Consider the following 16,889-nt stretch of genomic DNA (forward strand, 5'->3'; position numbering starts at 1 on the left):
GTGTCCTCCGGTTTAGCTGGTCAGTTTTTTCCAGCCGGTTATCAGTTGCGACGCCCCCGACAGCACCGACGTCATTGCACCGATGCCGCCGGCGCGCTGCTGCTGTTGACCGGCGGCGAGAGTCATCTGAGCCTGCCCGCGCATCGCCTGCGCCTTCGTGTCGGCGCTCAGAATCGTGTTGAACGCGTCGGTCTCCGTGTTCTGGCCGATGCGCTCGCGCACGTCGTTCGACGTACCAGTCCCGACGTCGACGCCGGACGCCGACAGCGCCGCGGTCGCTTGGCCGGTCGTGGTGCGCCCCTGCTCGCGGATGCGCTTCGCCTGCTGGTAGCCGGCCGCCTGCGTCTGGTCGGCCTGCATCAGCTCCTGCTGCGCGTTGAACTCGGCCGCTTGCTGCGCTGCGGTGCCCTGTTGAGCGGCGCCGCTCGCAGACGTCAGCACCGACCCCACCGCCGGCAGAAGTTTCGCGCCAGTCGTCACAGCTCCCAATACCGTCACCGGATCACACATGCGACACCTCGAAAGTCATTGCGGCCCTGTTCAGGCCATACGAGTTACAAAACCACGCAGCTCGGCCGACAGATCGGTCGGCGGCCGCGGCGAGTACAACTAGCGACTCCATCCATGCCTCCACGTACCGGAGGCCAGATCCAGATACCGCGCGCCATCGGCCCGGCAATCGCGAAATTGCAGGCTCGCTGCATCGAACCAGAGACGCACAGTGCCCTCCCACGTGTGGTGACGCTGCTTGGCGCAGATCAGAGCGGTATCGGCCTGCTGCTCGGCCTCTTCGCGCTTCTCATCGGAGAGCGTGTCCTTGCGCAACAGCGCCTCTTTGGTCTTGTTCCGATGCACGATCAGCACGTTGTCGACCAGGTCCGTGATCTCGCCGGCGCCCTTCATGTCGAACTTGTCCGGCACGACGGCTTCCTTCTCGCCCTTGCGCGCGTGGTGCACGAGGTGGATATGCACGCCCGTATCTCGCGCCAGAGAGCACAGCGCATCGACGAATGTCTTCTGGCCGGCGTAATCGTCCGGGGCGATACCGCACTTCAGCAGGCTGTCGATCACGACGTGGTGCACACCGAGTTCCTTGCGGCAGTACCGCGCGACGGCAAGCATGCGCGCCCGCTCAACCGTGCCGACGTGCGCGTACAGCCACAGTCGGTCGTTCGTCCACCGCCCGAAGCCACGAATGAATTCCGGCGCCGGCATTGCGGTTGCCGCGGCCTGGCGCGTCAGGCGCTCCATGGTCGCGATCGGCCGCATCTCCATCGACGCGATGCACACGCGGTCCCCGGCCGACATGGCGTGCAGCATCGCCTCGCCAAGCACAGCGGACTTGCCATGACCGTTCACGCCGCCCCAGAGCGTCACCTCGCCCTCGCGGAAGCGGAGGGCATCGCCAACGCTAGACCACGGCGATGCCGTACCGGACGCGACTTCCTTCGGGCTGTGCAGGTGCTCGACAAGGTCTTCGATGAACTCGCTGGCACGGCGCACGTCCGCGCGGCCGTCATCCTCGTCTCTGGCGTATGCCTCCCAGTCGATCGAGTCGGGTAGTGTTCGGGCCATCAGGCCACCTCCTTGGTGTTTCCATGTCGTTCTGCGGCGAGCTGCGCTACGAGCTCGCACGCGTGGTCATAGGGATTCGGCAGCGTGTCGCCCAACGCATCGAACAGACGGCGCGCAAGCGTGTGCGATGCCGGCCAGCACATCGGCGCGATCGCCATCGGGAACCAGTCGAAGAGCGCGAAGTCCTCGCCGGGCACCGCGCGCCGCTCGCCACAGTGGACGCACGGACCTTCGCGGAACGTGAGCACCAGCGTGTCGGGCACCGCGGCCGCGATGTCAGCGAGCGTGTGCAGCAAATCGCTCCAGGGCACGTCCGCCGACGCGAATACCTCGACGTCGAGCGCGGCGACAGGACGCCAGTCATAGGGCTGGCCGGCGGCCGCCGAGAGCGTCACATTGTCGAAACGCAGCGGCCCGGCCAGCGCCACGAGCACCGGCAGCTCCGGTACGCGGCCAGCTCGGCGCATGGACACGAGCGCGGCTCCGTTGGATGGATAGCGAAGGCTCATAGCGATCAGGCAAAGGGGTTGTCTGAGGACTGGCCGCTCGCACGCGGGGTCGAGTTCTCCAGCCAGTCAGCCTTGAAGCCGCCCCACCCGCGGACAACGCACGTCCGCAGAGCGTCAGCCATCGAGATCCCCGCCCTGTCCGCCTCGGCTTTTGCGGCATCGAACGCCGTAGCAGTGGGGGCCAGCCGCTTGGTCTTGCGCACTGCGAGCCAGTCCTTCGCGAGTTCCGAGGGAACCCCAAAAGATTCGAGATGCGCCTGCGCATCGAAGCGCGGAGCGCGCTGTGTTTGTTTCTTTGAAGATGAAGATGAAGAAGAAGATGAAGAGCCGTCACCCAAGGGGGGCTTTGGTGAAGCTTTGGTGCTATCACCTATGGGGGGCTTTGGTGCGCCCTTCGATGCGCTGTCGTCGCCGGCCTGAAAGCGCGACGATTCACCACGAACCGAACGCACGTACTCGTCCTTGACCATGCGCGACGAGTACCAGATCGGCCCTTCCTGCTCGGCAACCAGCGTCACCGGCTCGCCGTCACGGCGGCCGGAGCGCGGCACGTAGATGCACGCGGCGCACGGCTGCCCGTTGTCGGCGCCCTTCAACACGCCCTTGTGGACGATGGCTCGGAGCGTCGCGAGCGGCGCGCCGATCGCCTGGGCGATCTCCTTGAGCGGCCAGCGCAGGACGCCGTATTCCTCCGAGTCGTGCAGCAGGCACATCACGTCGATCCACACGCCCTTCTCAGCGTGGGTGCAGCGTCGCAGGTTGCTGTTCGCCTGCCAGTCGCCCGGGTAAAACTGGAACGATGGGCGGGTCATACCGGCAGCCCCATCGCATCCTCCATGCGCCGGATCTGCGCCGCGCTGCGGTGCCGGATTTCCAAACGCATGAGATGGCTGCAGCGAGCGCGCAGCACGCGCGTGCCGGCGGCACACATCAGCCGCCCGAGAGCGTCAATACGAAGCTCGCGCGCATGGTCATCAACAGATCGGCCGAGAGCGGCCGCAGAGGCGGTGGCGGCGCGCGTCGACCAGCTTCGCAACTGGATAGCGCCGACGCGGCGCGCGCGGGTCGCAAGGTTTGCCGTCATGGCGCACCTCACGCGGTTTCGGGAGCGCGGTAGCCGGCCGGGTCAGCCAGCCATCGATGGATTTCACGGCAGGACCATCCAACGCTACGCGCCGACCCAAGCTGCACACGCTTCGGGAATCGGCCCGCCAGTTCGCGCTGGCGCACGGTCTCATGGCTGACCGGAATGAAGTGCTTCAGATCGGCCCAACGGACGAAGCCGTCAATCGGAAGCACCCTGGGAACAGGATGGGCGCCATCATCAGACAGCGCATTGCGGATTGCAGACATGGGCGAAACCCTGTTGTTGATTGAACAGGGTCGATGCTAGGGCCGCGGATGTTCTCTGCGAATCCCCGAAAATCTCGCGTTAATTTACCCCCATGGCGTGCGTCACCCTCGCCCCTTCTCGCGTCTGTAGCGCTCCCCGCTCGCGCTCATGAATTTTCTGGCGCGCAATAGCGACTCTGTGCCGAATTCCGGAGCACCGTCATCCACGAATGGATCTCGAAAGTCATGGACTTGATCCCGATACTTGTTCTGCCACTTCTCGACGGTGTCTCGATCCACGGCAAAAGAGGCCATGACAGATTTGACCGGATCGTCATCGATACCAAATTGCGCTCGCATCTCAGGTGCAGGACGACGACGCTTGATCTTTGTGAGAGCGATGATCTCCAACACCCGCTCTGGCGTAGTGCCGAATTTTTCGCAGCCGCCGTCAACATGCGGATCATTCGAAATTGCCTTGCACCACGCGCGGGCCGCCTTCATGAGGCGGATATATTGCACGGCGGTTGCTACACACCCTGCTGCAACGAGCGTGATAGGTCGAGGCCCCGGTTTCGGAATACCCTTCAATAACCCAGGCTCCTCTCGCGTATCAACCATGCGAAGCGCCGCAATCAGTTGCATCGCAACGCTTTCGTCGACTGCTTGAATGTCGCCCCGAACATAGGCCTCGAGATGCTCCACGATGCCCATCCGTGCCTGCTGCCGGTTAGCAAGAAAGGTGTCTTCGGACACGGGCTGAGTCTCGAAGTGCATATCATGCAGATCTCGTTCAGCCGTCTGGAACCGTAACAGCCCCTCGTCCTTTCGCTTGTTCCTGCCGATCATTGCGCCCTCACGCAACCCCTTATGAGGACCCGCGCCAGCCGGGTAAGGGAGCCCGGCTTTCGCCCCGTCGAGCTAGGCGCAGTCCGAAGGATTATGCCGCAGCCGCAGCGCCCGGCCCCTGTAGCCTGTTCACGTACGCTTCGGTGAGTTGCGCAAGCCGGCGCACCTCCGCCGTGGCGTCCGCCAGCATCTCGATCAGGACGGCTCGCTCGTCATCAGACATGACCGCTGCGCCCGCCGGCGACATGCTGTCGCGACGCAGCACCGACGCCAACACGTCGAGCCGCGTCGTCTCGCACGCGAGCGTCACGTCAGGTGACTGCTGATCGTATCGTCGGCAGATGGACGTCGCGCCGTCCGCGTAGGTCGCCGAAAACTCGCCGGATTCGGATCGAAGTGCGATCACGCGCTTATTCATGATTCACCTCCGCGGCCCGTTCCGCGAACCCGCGCGCGCAATCGTTCATGCTTACAGCAGCGTCGCGAAGATACTTGCCGATCAGGTCTGCGGCGTTCAACAGACCAAGATGCGCGGACAATCCAAGCGGCTCGGCGCCCGACATTTCCGGCTCGCACAGGCTGTTGTGAACGAGACGTGCGATTGTGCTGATTGCGTCGGCGGCGCGATTCACGTCACCGATCAGGTTTGACGGAACGGTGGCGTGCTCGCCGACCGAATCGAGTTCGAAGTGGTCGCACGTCAACGCCCCGCGAAAGCTGGGTGCAAGATGGTCTCGCTTCGTTTCAGACATGGCGCACCTCCGCACGAGCGATTTCCGCCAGGCGGCACAACGCGTCGCCGGTGACGTCGAGAGCATCCTGATAGGTCGGCGCAAGCGCGGCCGCGCGCAGGGCGGCGCGGATAATTTCGAGTGGGGATTGCGGTTGCTCGGGACGAGCGAGAACTTGGCGCATGATGCGGCCTCCTTGTACGGTTGAGGCCCGCTGTCCCGTCGCCAAACGGGGTGAGCGGGCACTGAGCAGGGTTGGCGAACCGGCGTACAAGGTAACCGGCAGACCCGAAGGTCTCCCCGCCCAGGCCCGCCCATTGAAGGCGTGCAAAGGCAGCGCAAATAGAAAAGCCGCGGGTCGAACGACGGCGCGGCTTCATTGCGCCTTGTACACGTCAGGTCGCCAAACCCGGCCGCTGTTGTCTCAGCGACGAATGCAGGTTATCCCTGTCGGACGTGAGGCGTCAACAGCGAATTTGTAAACTTGCTCGGTCGTGGCAAGATGGCGGCTCGTATTCGGGGAGAACGTCATGGCTGACCCGATGGAAGAATTGCGCGCGACGGCGGCCCGGCTGAAGCGTGAAAGCGATGATCTGGTGCGAAAAGTCGACGCGCTTCGGCACACCGATACTCACGCGCGCCGAGATACCCCGCTCACCGAAGAGCAGATGCTATTGCTCATCGATCGGGCTATCGCCGAGTTCGAGCGTGCGCCGAAGCGGCCGCCCCACGTGACCCAGGCGGGGGCCGCCGACATGCTCGGGCTGAGTCGCGCGACGGTAGGTAAGCTGGTACGGACCGGTGAGCTCAGACTAAACGGCGTCGGCCGTATCCCGATCGGGCAGATCGATTTGTTTCGCGCCCGCACGAAAAACAAGTGACCATTCCGCCGCTCCAGCGCGGCACATCCCGGGGGACCACCATGAAGAAAAAAGCATTGCTTCTGATCGCCTGCATCGCCGCGGCGCCGACATTTGCCCAATCGCTGTATGGGAGCCATCGATCGAGCCCGTACCTGTACGGCGGCTCGACGGGCTTCGGGTCCGATCAGACCGTCAGCGGCTACACGCGCAGCGACGGATCGTACGTGCAGCCATATCATCGCTCCGCACCTGACGGGAACCCATACAACAACTATTCGACGCAGGGGAACGTCAACCCGTACACGGGCCAGCGCGGCTACAAGAATCCCGGCTATTGATTCCGCCGGCGACGACAGAAAAACAGCTTGCTGGACCGAATGAAGAACTGCAGTTGCACGGGCCACGCCGCCGCGCATGCCGGTCGATAGTGATGCGGTAGCGGCGGCGACGCCCATCGACCGGCCAGCGGCACGAAATCATCTGGAATCGCCTCGATACCATCGAACATCGACGGCTGGGTTTCCTCGGTATGTGACGCTCGCGCCACTCGTCGATTGAGCGTCCGCGCTCCGATCGCCAGATACGTCGCCACGCGCACCGCGTCACCATCGAACCGTTCAAACGTGCGTAGGTATGCGATGGCCTCGGAGAATCGGCCACCGATCGCCCGCGCTGCCGCCGCGGCGTCTTCGCGCATCTCGAGCGCAACGAGCGGCTCGTATTTTTCTGGGGCTGCAAGTCGCGCGCCGACAGCACTGGGTAGAAGATCGCCATCGTCGTCGATATCGTCTCGATCGATTCGCAACGCGAACCGTTCCTTCCGATTGACAAATTTCCCGAACTGGCGCTGCAGCCGGGCGACGATCATGTCGCGCAGGTCTTCGTCGTCCGGGTCAGGAGTTGCGTCAGGATCTGCGTGGAGCTCGTCCACAATCAGCCAGGTTTCGCTCGTCAGATCGTCAACGGAGTGATCCCCTTCCGAAGACCAGGCGATTCGCTCAAGCTGCTTGCGGAGCAGGCTCGTGATGCGCTGGAAGAATGCGAAGGCCCTGTTCAACGGCCCTCCCCGTTAGCCGGGGACGCGTTACCTGCGCCTGTATCGGCAGCGCATGAATTCCTCGGCAGCGATAGCCGGGCGCGACGCCCGGTACTCGATCTGGAGTGCATCGCGCGATGCTAAATCAATCGTATGAAAGATCAATGCATCCGAGCCACAACCTCAAAAGCACTGCTTCTGAGTTGAGCAAGTCGTGACCGTATGGTCAGCACGTATATGCCGGCGCGCGCCTGCGACCTGACCATCCACCGCGATCGGACTGTGGCACCAGCGCAACCGGCGAAATCGAGAGTAGCCGTACGAATCAGGGGGTTCTTCTGGGGGTTTTTTATTCACCGAACTGCGGCAGATCATTGTCTGACAAGGCATAGCGGCCACAATGCCGTTGCCGCCGCCCCACCAAATTCCGCGCTCGTCGCACGAACCCCGCATGACGCAAGTCTGCGGGGTTTTTTGTTGCCGCCGAAACGCATGCACCCTTCCCCTTCCGAAAAAGCGCCCAGCCACGGGCGGGCCGGGCGGAATGCCACCGGTATTCCGGCGACAGGAGGTGACGGATGTCCTGCCGCGCCCGCACGATCATCGATCGCGCCAGGCGGCGGCCGACCCGGGTGCCGCAGTGCCGGACGCGTCGTCGCACCAGCACTCACGCACACCGGGCGATGTGCGGCTTAGCTGCCGCGATACAGCGACTTCATTTCTTCAGCGGTGGCCGGGCGCACGCCCGTTGCACGCGAACCCGATGCCGACGCACCTTGCGCCTGTGCACCGTAACCGCTGGCGTCGGCGCCTTGCGCTTGCGCCAGCGCGCTGCGCTGTTGCTCTGCAACACGCGCCGTTGCGGCCTGGATCGCTTCCGGATAATGCGGATCTTCGCCGCGAGCCGAGTTGTAACCTGCCTGCTGCAGCTGGACCAGTTCGGCGCGAACCTGCGCGCGGGTGATCGTCGAACCCGACTGGGCAAACGACACGACCGGGGCAACGAGAGCAGCGGCGACGACAACAGCTTGAACGAGCGACTTCATGATGACCTACCTCCAGATTTGTCTGTGTTCGCGGTGAACACCTTGTTCATCGCTGACAACCCGAAGTTTATGTAGGCGGATGCTTAAGAATAAGGCAGCTTTCTGGAAGACATCCTTCCTGATTTACGGGTTAACCCTAGATCACCTGCCAGGCCGACGATGCGCACATGCAGGCATCGCCCGACATCGAATCGCATGAAGATTCGCCGGAAAGCAAAAGCCCCGCGAAGCGGCAACGCTTCGCGGGGCTCGGACAGAACCGGAATCGCACGAGATTCCGGCAGTCGCCGGTCAACCGGCCAGGCCAGTACGCGGACGAAACGCCCGTCAAGCGAACCGGCGCCGCATGACCCTTGCGGACGCGCCCGTCCGCCCGGTTACTGGCTATCCATCGGACACTTCAGGTTGCAGCCGTTCGGATCGCCCAGGTCGCCCTTGCGGCGCAAGGCCGACTTCTTGCCGCTCTGGTATTTCTGCGACGGCGTCGACGCTGCGAACGGCATCTGCGGGTGCTCGTTCAGGCGAAACTGTTCGCTCAGGATACCGCCAGGCACACCAGGGGAATTCTGCGCGAGCGCAAACGGCGAAACAGCGACCAGCAGCCCCGCGGTCAACGCTGCCGCGGCGAGGGGAACGGAAAATTTCATGGCGGGATGACGCTTGAACGGCGTGCTTGTTGGAACGTTGGTCAAGCGGCAAGCGTAGCGCAAATCCCCCGCTGCTGCAGCGCGGTTCGATCGCGCGCGCGTTACCGCGAATTGCCGCCCGGCACACTCGCGCCGTCGCCGCCGGCCAGCCCCGTCGCGATGCTCGTCAACGTTCCGCACGCAGCCGGGTCGTAGCCGTCGAGATGCGCGACGCGCTCGACGAAGCGCGCGTCGCGCAGCAGCGCCAGTACGCCGGCAAGCGGCCGCGCGTCGAGCCGCGCGCGTTCGCACGCGAAATAATAGTCTTCGTCGACGACCGGGATGAAATCGAGCCCGAAATGATGGGCCGCAGGCTCGACGCCGAAGCCGAGATCAGCCATCCCGCTCGCGACGAACGCCGCGATCGCCGAATGTGTGAGCTCGGCCGATGCGTAGCCGTCGATGCGCTCGGGATCAATGCCGATCGCGCGCAGCGCGAGGTCCAGCAGCATGCGCGTGCCCGACCCCGGCTGGCGGTTGACGAAGCGGATGTCATTGCGCGCGAGATCCGCGAGACCGCGAACCTGCTTCGGGTTGCCGCGCGGGACGAACAGCCCCTGCTGGCGCCGAGTCAGGTGGATCAGCACATGACGCGTATCGTCGAGCCACGGTCGGTAGATTTGCGCGCACTGCGCACGAAACGCACCGCGCGGCAGATGGAAGCCCGCCAGGTCGCACTCGCCGCGGGCAAGCGCCTGCACGGCCTCGACGCTCTCGCGATACTTGATGTCGACAGCCGCCTGCGCGTCGACGAGCGCGGATACGAGCGTCGCGACCGCGTAGCCATGCGACGCGTGAATGCGCACGGCACCGTCGCGCTGCGCGAGCCGCCGGTTCAGGTCGCTCGCCACTTCGGCCGCCAGCGTCCGCAGGTTACCGTCGAGCCGGCTACGCGCGAGGCGCTGCGCATCGACGACTGCCTGCCCGAGCGCCGACAGCGTCGAGCCCTTGCCGCGCGCGGTTTCGATCAGTTCCCCGCCGATGCACGCCTCCAGCGCGCGCAGCATGCCCCACGCGTGCCGGTAGGACAGCCCTTTCGCGTGCGCGGCCTGCGCGATGCTGCCCGTGTCGGCCACGAGTTCCAGCAACGGCGCGACATCCGACAGGCTGGCCGCACGGCCTTCCGTGTCGCGTACGGTCAGATACGCGTCGCATTCGATCCGAATCAATTATGCACTCCGATTTCCTATTGCGACCGCCAAATCTTCCGCTTATCGTTGGTTAAAATCAATCAGAACGAAGTCGCAGTGCGCACTATATGAATCCCGAGCGCATATGAGACTTTGGAGGAGCACAACCGATGTCCCCGAATTCCCAAGCGCCCGACGCGCTCGTCGAGCGTCATGCGCGCGCCGGCCGGTCGCTCGTTGCGATCCTGCACGCGATCCAGGACGACGCAGGCTACGTGCCGCCGGGCTGCGTCGCACCGCTCGCCAGGGCGCTCAATCTGTCGCGCGCGGAAGTGCACGGCGTACTGACTTACTACCACCACTTCCGCACCGCACCGCCCGCCCGCGTGACGATCCAGATGTGCCGTGCCGAAGCGTGCCGCAGCATGGGCTGCGAAGCGCTGGCCGCGCATGCGGAAGCCCGCACGGGTTGCCGGTTCGACACGGCGCACGGCGATGTCGCGAACGCGCATGCGACCGGTGACGTCGCGCTCGAATCGGTGTACTGCCTCGGACTGTGTGCGCAATCGCCGTCGCTGACGGTCAACGGCGTGCTGCACGCAAAGGTCACGCCGGAGAAATTCGACGCGCTGCTTGCCGAGGCGGTCGCCCATACCCCGGAGGCCGCATGACGACCCGCATCTACGTTCCGCGCGACTCGTCCGCACTGGCACTCGGCGCCGACGCGCTCGCTGCCGCCATCACGGCGGAAGCACAACGGCGCGGCGTCGCCGTCGAGCTGGTCCGCAACGGTTCGCGCGGGCTGCTGTGGCTCGAGCCGCTCGTCGAGGTCGGCACGGCCGCCGGCCGCGTCGGGTATGCAAACCTGTCGGCCGCCGACGTGCCGGCCCTGTTCGACGCAAACTGGCTCGACGGCGGCACGCATCCGAGCGGTGTCGGCCTCGTCGACGCATTGCCCTATCTCGCGCGCCAGCAACGCCTCACGTTCGCACGCATCGGCCTGACCGATCCGCTGTCGATCGACGACTACCTGCAATACGAGGGCCTCGCCGGCCTGAAGAACGCGCTCGCGCTCGATGGCGACGCCGCGTGCGAAACGCTGATCGAATCGGGGCTGCGCGGCCGCGGCGGTGCCGCGTTCCCGGCCGGCATCAAATGGCGCACGGTCCGGCAAGCCAGCGCCACGCAGAAATACATCGTCTGCAATGCAGACGAAGGGGATTCGGGCACCTTCTCCGACCGCCTGATCATGGAGTGCGACCCGTATTGCCTGATCGAGGGGATGATCATCGCGGGCGTCGCGACCGGCGCGACGGTCGGTTACATCTACGTGCGCAGCGAATACCCGCATGCAATCGCCACGCTCGAAGCCGCGATCGTCCGTGCACGCGAAGCCGGCTGGCTCGGCGAGCACGTGCTCGGCTCCGCGCATGCGTTCGAGCTGCACGTCGCGAAAGGCGCGGGCTCGTACGTGTGCGGCGAGGAAACGGCGCTGCTCGAATCGCTCGAAGGCAAGCGCGGCGTCGTGCGGGCGAAACCGCCGCTGCCCGCGCTCGCGGGCCTGTACGGCCAGCCGACCGTCATCAACAACGTGATCACGCTCGCGACGGCGCCCGTGATCTTCGCGCGCGGCGCCGCGTTCTACCGCGACTACGGGATGGGCCGCTCACGCGGCACGCTGCCGTTCCAGCTCGCGGGCAACATCCGCCACGGCGGCCTCGTCGAGCTCGCGTTCGGCGTCACGCTGCGCGAGCTGCTGTTCGACTTCGGCGGCGGCACGGCAAGCGGCCGGCCCGCGCGCGCCGCCCAGGTCGGCGGCCCGCTCGGCACCTACCTGCCCGACCATCAGTGGGACGTGCCGCTCGACTACGAAGCGTACACGGCGATCGGCGCGGTCGTCGGGCACGGCGGCATCGTGCTCCACGACGATACGTCGAACCTCGCCGAGCTGGCCGAATACGCGATGAAGTTCTGCGCGATCGAGTCGTGCGGCAAGTGCACGCCGTGCCGGATCGGTTCGACACGTGGCGTCGAGACGATCGCGCGCATCCGCCACGGCGACACGTCGGAGCGGCAGGTCACGCTGCTGCGCGACCTGTGCGACACGATGCTGGCCGGTTCGCTGTGCGCAATGGGCGGCATGACACCCTATCCGGTGCTGTCCGCGCTCGACCATTTCCCCGAAGATTTCGGGCTCGCCGCCGGCAAGGATGCCGCGTCGGGTCCGGTCAAGGCTGCGGCCTGACCCAGAAGGAGCCCTGCATGTCCCTCGACACGAACAACGTCCGCCAAGGCGGCTGCGGCTCGGGCCAATGCGCGTGCAAGAGCGCCGCGCAAGCGCGTGCCCGCGACCCGTTCGACGATACCGACTACGGCACGCCGCAACGGCATGCCGATACCGACGTCACGCTCGAAATCGACGGCCAGCCGGTCACCGTGCCGGCCGGCACGTCGGTGATGCGCGCGGCGATCGAAGCCGGCGTCAACGTCCCGAAGCTCTGCGCGACCGATTCGCTCGAACCGTTCGGCTCGTGCCGGCTGTGCCTCGTCGAGATCGAAGGCCGGCGCGGTTATCCCGCCTCGTGCACGACGCCTGCCGAAGCGGGCATGAAGGTGCGCACGCAGTCGGACCGGCTGCAGTCGCTGCGTCGCAACGTGATGGAGCTGTACATCTCCGACCATCCGCTCGACTGCCTCACCTGCCCCGCCAACGGCGACTGCGAGTTGCAGGACATGGCGGGCGTCGTCGGGCTGCGCGAGGTGCGCTACGGCTTCGACGGCGCGAATCACCTGAAAGACCGCAAGGACGAGTCGAACCCGTACTTCACGTACGACCCGTCGAAGTGCATCGTCTGCAACCGCTGCGTGCGCGCCTGCGAGGAAACGCAAGGCACGTTCGCGCTGACGATCGCCGCACGCGGCTTCGAATCGCGCGTCGCCGCGGGCGAAAGCGAATCGTTCATGGCGTCGGAATGCGTATCGTGCGGCGCATGCGTCGCCGCCTGCCCGACCGCCACGCTGCAGGAAAAATCGGTCGTGCAACTCGGGCAGGCGGAACACTCCGTCGTCACGACCTGCGCGTACTGCGGCGTCGGCTGCTCGTTCAAGGCCGAGATGAAGGGCACGCAGGTCGTGCGCATGACGCCGCACAAGAACGGCCTCGCGAACGAAGGCCATGCGTGCGTGAAGGGACGCTTCGCGTGGGGCTACGCGACGCACAAGGACCGCATCACGAAGCCGATGATCCGCGAGAAGATCACCGACCCGTGGCGCGAAGTCAGCTGGGACGAAGCGCTCACCTACGCGGCAACGCAATTCCGCAAGCTGCAGCAGAAGTACGGCCGCGACTCGATCGGCGGCATCACGTCGTCGCGCTGCACGAACGAGGAAACCTACCTCGTGCAGAAACTGGTGCGCGCCGCATTCGGCAACAATAACGTCGACACCTGCGCACGCGTGTGCCACTCGCCGACGGGCTACGGCCTCAAGACGACGCTCGGCGAATCGGCCGGCACGCAGACGTTCGCGTCGGTCGGCCAGGCCGACGTGATCGTCGTGATGGGCGCGAACCCGACCGACGGGCACCCGGTGTTCGGCTCGCGGCTGAAGCGGCGCGTACGCGAGGGTGCGAAGCTGATCGTGATCGACCCGCGCCGCATCGACGTCGTCGACGGCCCGCACGTGAAGGCCACCCACCATCTGCAGCTGCGCCCCGGCACCAACGTCGCGATCGTCAACGCACTCGCGCACGTGATCGTCACCGAGGGGCTCGTCGCCGACGCGTTCGTCGCCGAGCGCTGCGAGACACGCGCATTCGAGCAGTGGCGCGAATTCGTATCGCGTGCCGACAATTCGCCCGAGGCGACCGCCGACGTGACGGGCGTGCCGGCGGAACAGGTCCGTGAAGCCGCGCGCCTCTATGCGACGGGCGGCAATGCCGCGATCTACTACGGGCTGGGCGTGACCGAGCACGCGCAGGGCTCGACGACGGTGATGGGCATCGCGAACCTCGCGATGGCGACCGGCAACGTCGGCCGCGAAGGCGTCGGCGTCAATCCGCTGCGCGGCCAGAACAACGTGCAGGGCTCGTGCGACATGGGCTCGTTCCCGCACGAGCTGCCCGGCTACCGGCACATCAGCGACACGATCGTGCGCACGCAGTTCGAACAGGCGTGGTCGGCCACGCTGCAACCCGAACCGGGGCTGCGCATCCCGAACATGTTCGACGCGGCGCTCGACGGCAGCTTCAAGGGGCTCTACTGCCAGGGCGAGGACATCGTCCAGTCGGACCCGAATACGCAGCACGTCGCGGCCGCACTGTCGGCCATGGAATGCATCGTCGTGCAGGACATCTTCCTGAACGAGACCGCGAAGTACGCACACGTGCTGCTGCCCGGCTCGTCGTTCCTCGAGAAGGACGGCACGTTCACGAACGCGGAACGCCGCATCTCGCGCGTGCGCAAGGTGATGCCGCCGCTCGCAGGCTACGCGGACTGGGAAGTCACGCTGATGCTGTCGCGCGCGCTCGGCTACGAGATGGACTATGCGCATCCGTCGGAAATCATGGACGAGATCGCGCGACTCACGCCGACGTTCTCGGGCGTGTCGTACGCGAAGCTCGACGCGCTCGGCAGCATCCAGTGGCCGTGCAACGAGCACGCACCGGAAGGCACGCCGACGATGCACATCGACGCATTCGTGCGCGGCAAGGGCAAGTTCGTGATCACGCAGTTCATCGCGTCGCCGGAGAAGGTCACGCAGCGTTATCCGCTGATCCTGACGACAGGTCGCATCCTGTCGCAATACAACGTCGGCGCGCAGACGCGCCGCACCGAGAACGTCCGCTGGCACGAGGAGGACCGCCTCGAGATCCATCCGCACGACGCGCAGGATCGCGGAATCCGCAGCGGCGACTGGGTCGGCATCGAGTCGCGTGCGGGGCAGACGGTGCTGCGCGCGCTCGTGACCGAACGCATGCAGCCGGGTGTCGTCTATACGACGTTCCACTTCCCCGAATCGGGTGCGAACGTGATCACGACGGACAGCTCGGACTGGGCGACGAACTGCCCCGAGTACAAGGTGACGGCCGTCCAGGTCTTGCCCGTCGCGCAGCCGTCCGACTGGCAGCAGGCCTACGCGCGCTTCAACGCGGAGCAGCTCGATCTGCTCGAGCGCCGTGCGGCCGCGACCGCCGGCGTGACCACGGGCAAGTGAGGAAGCGATGGACAACGGACACCTGATCGACATGGCCAACCAGATCGGCGCATTCTTCGAATCGATGCCGGATCGCGACGAAGCGCTGGCCGGCATCGCCGACCATATCCGGCGCTTCTGGGAGCCGCGGATGCGCCGCGCGCTGCTCGCGGCGCTCGACGATCCGTCAAGCGAGGCCGCGCAACGCGCGGCGCCGATCGTGCGCGACGCGATCGCCGTACACCGCGCGTCCCTCGTGCCTGCCGCGGCAAAGGCCTGACCGCCCCGCTACGCGGGCCGCGACATGCCCGCGAACCAGCTTTCGCAGTGGCGCAGCAACGCATTCGCGTCGGTCGCCGTGCGCCCGCGCGCGGCCACGTAACCGTCGGGCCGGAGCAGGTAAAACGACGGCCGCGAGCGGCCGTATTCCTGCGCAAGCCCGGCATCCCCGCCTTCGGCATCGGTGACGCGCCAGACGCGCACCGCGTCCGGCATGATCCGTTCGAGCCCCTGCGCGAGCACCTGCGCATCGGCCGGTATCGGCGGCAACGCGCCGGCGTCGGCATCCGGCGGCTCTTCCAGCAGCAGCAACGTGAAACTCGCGGGATCGTGCAGGTCGTATAGCCGCGCCGTGCCGGGCGCCTGACCGAGCGGCCCGTCGACCACGCGCACGAACGCATCGGGTGCCCGCTCACCTGCGCGCGGCCCGCCGTCTAGCACGCGCTCCAGCGTGAGCGGGCTCTTCCGGTACTGCACGCCGAGCTCGCTGACCGTACGCCGCACGGCGTCGCGCATCGGCCCGAACGACGCCAGCAGCGGCACGACATGATCGCGCAGCAGCTTCATCGCGCCGCGCTCGGCTTCGACGACCTGCGTGACGAAACCGGTCTGCCGCAACACGTCGCGCTCGATCGGATGACGTTCCGCGTGATACGTGTCGAGAAGCCGCTCGGGTGTGCCCGCGCCGAGCACGCGCGTGAGCTTCCAGCCAAGATTGAACGCTTCCTGGATGCCGGTGTTCATGCCCTGCGCGCCGGCCGGACTGTGGACGTGCGCGGCGTCGCCCGCGAAGAACACGCGGCCGTGACGCAGCCGGTCGACCATCCGGCTGTGCAGATGAAAATAGGACGACCACACGAGATCGCTCGGCGAGATCGACACACCGGCACGGGCACGCACGATCGCGTCGCATTCCGCGAGCGACGGGACCGGCGCATCGGACGACGCGTCGCTGCCGGGCGGCCGGTCGGCCACGAGCCGGTAACGGCCGCCGCCCATCGGAAACAGGCCGGCCATGCCTTCGGGCGTCGCGAACAGGTGGATCTCTTCGTCCGGCCAGTCGGGTATCGCCGCGAAATCGGCGAGCAGGAACGTCTGCTCGAACGCCTGCCCGGTGAAGCCCAGGCCGAGCAGATGCCTGACCGTGCTGTGCGCGCCGTCGGCGGCGATCAGGTACGACGGCGCGAACGATTCGTCGCGACCGTCGGCGCGGCGGATCGACACGTCGAGCGACGCGCCGCCCGCATCGCATGCGGTCAGCGTCGCGCCGCGCTCGACCGTCACGCCGAGCCGGGCCAGATGCTCGGCGAGCAGGCGCTCGGTGACCGTCTGGTCGAGAAACAGCAGGTACGGATAGCGCGTGTGCAGCGGATCGAAATCGAGCCGCGCGATCACGCGGCCGTCGGCATGGAGCGCGGCCGCATGCGCACGATGGCCGAGCGCGAGAAACGGTTCGACCGCGCGATGCTGCTCCAGCAGTTCGAGCGTGCGCGCCTGGATGCCGATCGCGCGCGAATGCGGCGCGGGCGCGCTTAGCCGATCGATGATGCGCACCGGCACGCGGGCCCGCGCGAGGCTCATCGCCGCGGCAAGGCCGGTCGGCCCCGCGCCGACGATCAGCACGGGCCGGATATCGGGCAGTGTGTCAGCCATGAGAACC

At 66.2% G+C, this 16,889-nt stretch carries 21 protein-coding genes; 6 read left to right on the top strand and 15 right to left on the bottom strand.

The window, feature by feature from the left end; all coding sequences use genetic code 11:
* Nucleotides 1–12: 12 nt before the first annotated feature.
* From FOZ70_RS22320 to FOZ70_RS22365, 10 genes are all read right to left on the bottom strand, one after another.
* The gene (locus FOZ70_RS22320; RefSeq protein WP_219706736.1) at nt 13–441 is read right to left on the bottom strand and encodes a hypothetical protein; all 429 of its coding nucleotides are present in this window, start codon (nt 439–441) and stop codon (nt 13–15) included.
* 168 nt (nt 442–609) lie between these two features.
* On the bottom strand, nt 610–1,575 hold the full coding sequence (locus FOZ70_RS22325) for a DnaB-like helicase C-terminal domain-containing protein (protein WP_124476245.1): 966 nt from the start codon (nt 1,573–1,575) through the stop codon (nt 610–612).
* Nucleotides 1,575–2,009: a histidine ammonia-lyase gene (locus FOZ70_RS22330; protein WP_346656408.1), complete on the bottom strand. Its 435-nt coding sequence runs from the start codon at nt 2,007–2,009 to the stop codon at nt 1,575–1,577. Before FOZ70_RS22330 ends, FOZ70_RS22325 begins: the two co-directional genes overlap by 1 nt.
* Before the next feature lie 80 nt (nt 2,010–2,089).
* The gene (locus tag FOZ70_RS22335; RefSeq protein WP_219706738.1) at nt 2,090–2,896 is read right to left on the bottom strand and encodes a hypothetical protein; all 807 of its coding nucleotides are present in this window, start codon (nt 2,894–2,896) and stop codon (nt 2,090–2,092) included.
* Nucleotides 2,893–3,168, bottom strand: coding sequence for a hypothetical protein (locus tag FOZ70_RS22340; RefSeq protein WP_219706739.1), 276 nt, complete (start codon nt 3,166–3,168; stop codon nt 2,893–2,895). The genes FOZ70_RS22335 and FOZ70_RS22340 overlap by 4 nt, the downstream gene beginning before the upstream one ends.
* Before the next feature lie 8 nt (nt 3,169–3,176).
* Nucleotides 3,177–3,437, bottom strand: coding sequence for an AlpA family phage regulatory protein (locus tag FOZ70_RS22345; protein WP_219706740.1), 261 nt, complete (start codon nt 3,435–3,437; stop codon nt 3,177–3,179).
* 102 nt (nt 3,438–3,539) lie between these two features.
* The gene (locus FOZ70_RS22350; protein WP_219706741.1) at nt 3,540–4,172 is read right to left on the bottom strand and encodes a hypothetical protein; all 633 of its coding nucleotides are present in this window, start codon (nt 4,170–4,172) and stop codon (nt 3,540–3,542) included.
* A gap of 184 nt (nt 4,173–4,356) precedes the next feature.
* A complete protein-coding gene (locus FOZ70_RS22355; protein WP_219706742.1) occupies nt 4,357–4,683 on the bottom strand; it encodes a hypothetical protein in 327 nt (108 codons plus the stop codon).
* A complete protein-coding gene (locus FOZ70_RS22360; protein ID WP_219706743.1) occupies nt 4,676–5,017 on the bottom strand; it encodes a hypothetical protein in 342 nt (113 codons plus the stop codon). Before FOZ70_RS22360 ends, FOZ70_RS22355 begins: the two co-directional genes overlap by 8 nt.
* Nucleotides 5,010–5,180 carry a hypothetical protein gene (locus FOZ70_RS22365; protein ID WP_219706745.1) on the bottom strand — a complete coding sequence of 57 codons (171 nt, stop codon included), beginning with the start codon at nt 5,178–5,180 and terminating at the stop codon, nt 5,010–5,012. Before FOZ70_RS22365 ends, FOZ70_RS22360 begins: the two co-directional genes overlap by 8 nt.
* 346 nt (nt 5,181–5,526) lie before the next feature.
* On the opposite strand from FOZ70_RS22365, the gene FOZ70_RS38160 reads away from it, so the two are divergent.
* Complete coding sequence (locus FOZ70_RS38160) at nt 5,527–5,877, top strand: DNA-binding protein (protein ID WP_258025698.1); 351 nt, start codon at nt 5,527–5,529, stop codon at nt 5,875–5,877.
* On the top strand, nt 5,874–6,197 hold the full coding sequence (locus FOZ70_RS22375) for a hypothetical protein (protein WP_219706747.1): 324 nt from the start codon (nt 5,874–5,876) through the stop codon (nt 6,195–6,197). Before FOZ70_RS38160 ends, FOZ70_RS22375 begins: the two co-directional genes overlap by 4 nt.
* Here the strand turns inward: FOZ70_RS22375 and FOZ70_RS22380 are convergent.
* From FOZ70_RS22380 to FOZ70_RS22395, 4 genes are all read right to left on the bottom strand, one after another.
* Nucleotides 6,191–6,916 (bottom strand): hypothetical protein, encoded by a 726-nt coding sequence (locus tag FOZ70_RS22380; RefSeq protein ID WP_219706749.1) that lies wholly within the window; start codon nt 6,914–6,916, stop codon nt 6,191–6,193. The two genes, FOZ70_RS22375 and FOZ70_RS22380, sit on opposite strands and share 7 nt — an antisense overlap.
* Before the next feature lie 671 nt (nt 6,917–7,587).
* Nucleotides 7,588–7,941 (bottom strand): DUF4148 domain-containing protein, encoded by a 354-nt coding sequence (locus FOZ70_RS22385; RefSeq protein WP_219706750.1) that lies wholly within the window; start codon nt 7,939–7,941, stop codon nt 7,588–7,590.
* A 377-nt stretch (nt 7,942–8,318) separates the two neighbouring features.
* Entirely contained in the window at nt 8,319–8,588 is a 270-nt protein-coding gene (locus FOZ70_RS22390; protein ID WP_042973441.1) for a hypothetical protein, read from the bottom strand.
* Between the two features lie 101 nt (nt 8,589–8,689).
* On the bottom strand, nt 8,690–9,796 hold the full coding sequence (locus FOZ70_RS22395) for a substrate-binding domain-containing protein (protein WP_021157471.1): 1,107 nt from the start codon (nt 9,794–9,796) through the stop codon (nt 8,690–8,692).
* A 131-nt stretch (nt 9,797–9,927) separates the two neighbouring features.
* Here FOZ70_RS22395 and FOZ70_RS22400 point away from each other — a divergent pair, with 131 nt between their 5' ends.
* The 4 genes from FOZ70_RS22400 to FOZ70_RS22415 are packed head-to-tail and all read left to right on the top strand — an operon-like array spanning nt 9,928 to nt 15,230.
* On the top strand, nt 9,928–10,428 hold the full coding sequence (locus FOZ70_RS22400) for an NAD(P)H-dependent oxidoreductase subunit E (protein ID WP_048024349.1): 501 nt from the start codon (nt 9,928–9,930) through the stop codon (nt 10,426–10,428).
* Nucleotides 10,425–12,002, top strand: coding sequence for a formate dehydrogenase beta subunit (locus tag FOZ70_RS22405; RefSeq protein WP_059590198.1), 1,578 nt, complete (start codon nt 10,425–10,427; stop codon nt 12,000–12,002). Before FOZ70_RS22400 ends, FOZ70_RS22405 begins: the two co-directional genes overlap by 4 nt.
* Nucleotides 12,003–12,019: 17 nt before the next feature.
* The gene (fdhF, locus tag FOZ70_RS22410) at nt 12,020–14,971 is read left to right on the top strand and encodes a formate dehydrogenase subunit alpha (RefSeq protein WP_059498464.1); all 2,952 of its coding nucleotides are present in this window, start codon (nt 12,020–12,022) and stop codon (nt 14,969–14,971) included.
* A 7-nt stretch (nt 14,972–14,978) separates the two neighbouring features.
* Entirely contained in the window at nt 14,979–15,230 is a 252-nt protein-coding gene (locus tag FOZ70_RS22415) for a formate dehydrogenase subunit delta (protein WP_021157475.1), read from the top strand.
* Nucleotides 15,231–15,238: 8 nt separating this feature from the next.
* On the opposite strand, the gene FOZ70_RS22420 is transcribed toward FOZ70_RS22415, so the two are convergent.
* Entirely contained in the window at nt 15,239–16,882 is a 1,644-nt protein-coding gene (locus tag FOZ70_RS22420; protein WP_219706751.1) for an FAD-dependent monooxygenase, read from the bottom strand.
* Nucleotides 16,883–16,889 lie beyond the last annotated feature (7 nt).

The organism is Burkholderia sp. COPS, from assembly GCF_019425585.1.
In the GTDB taxonomy this organism is placed as follows: domain Bacteria; phylum Pseudomonadota; class Gammaproteobacteria; order Burkholderiales; family Burkholderiaceae; genus Burkholderia; species Burkholderia cepacia.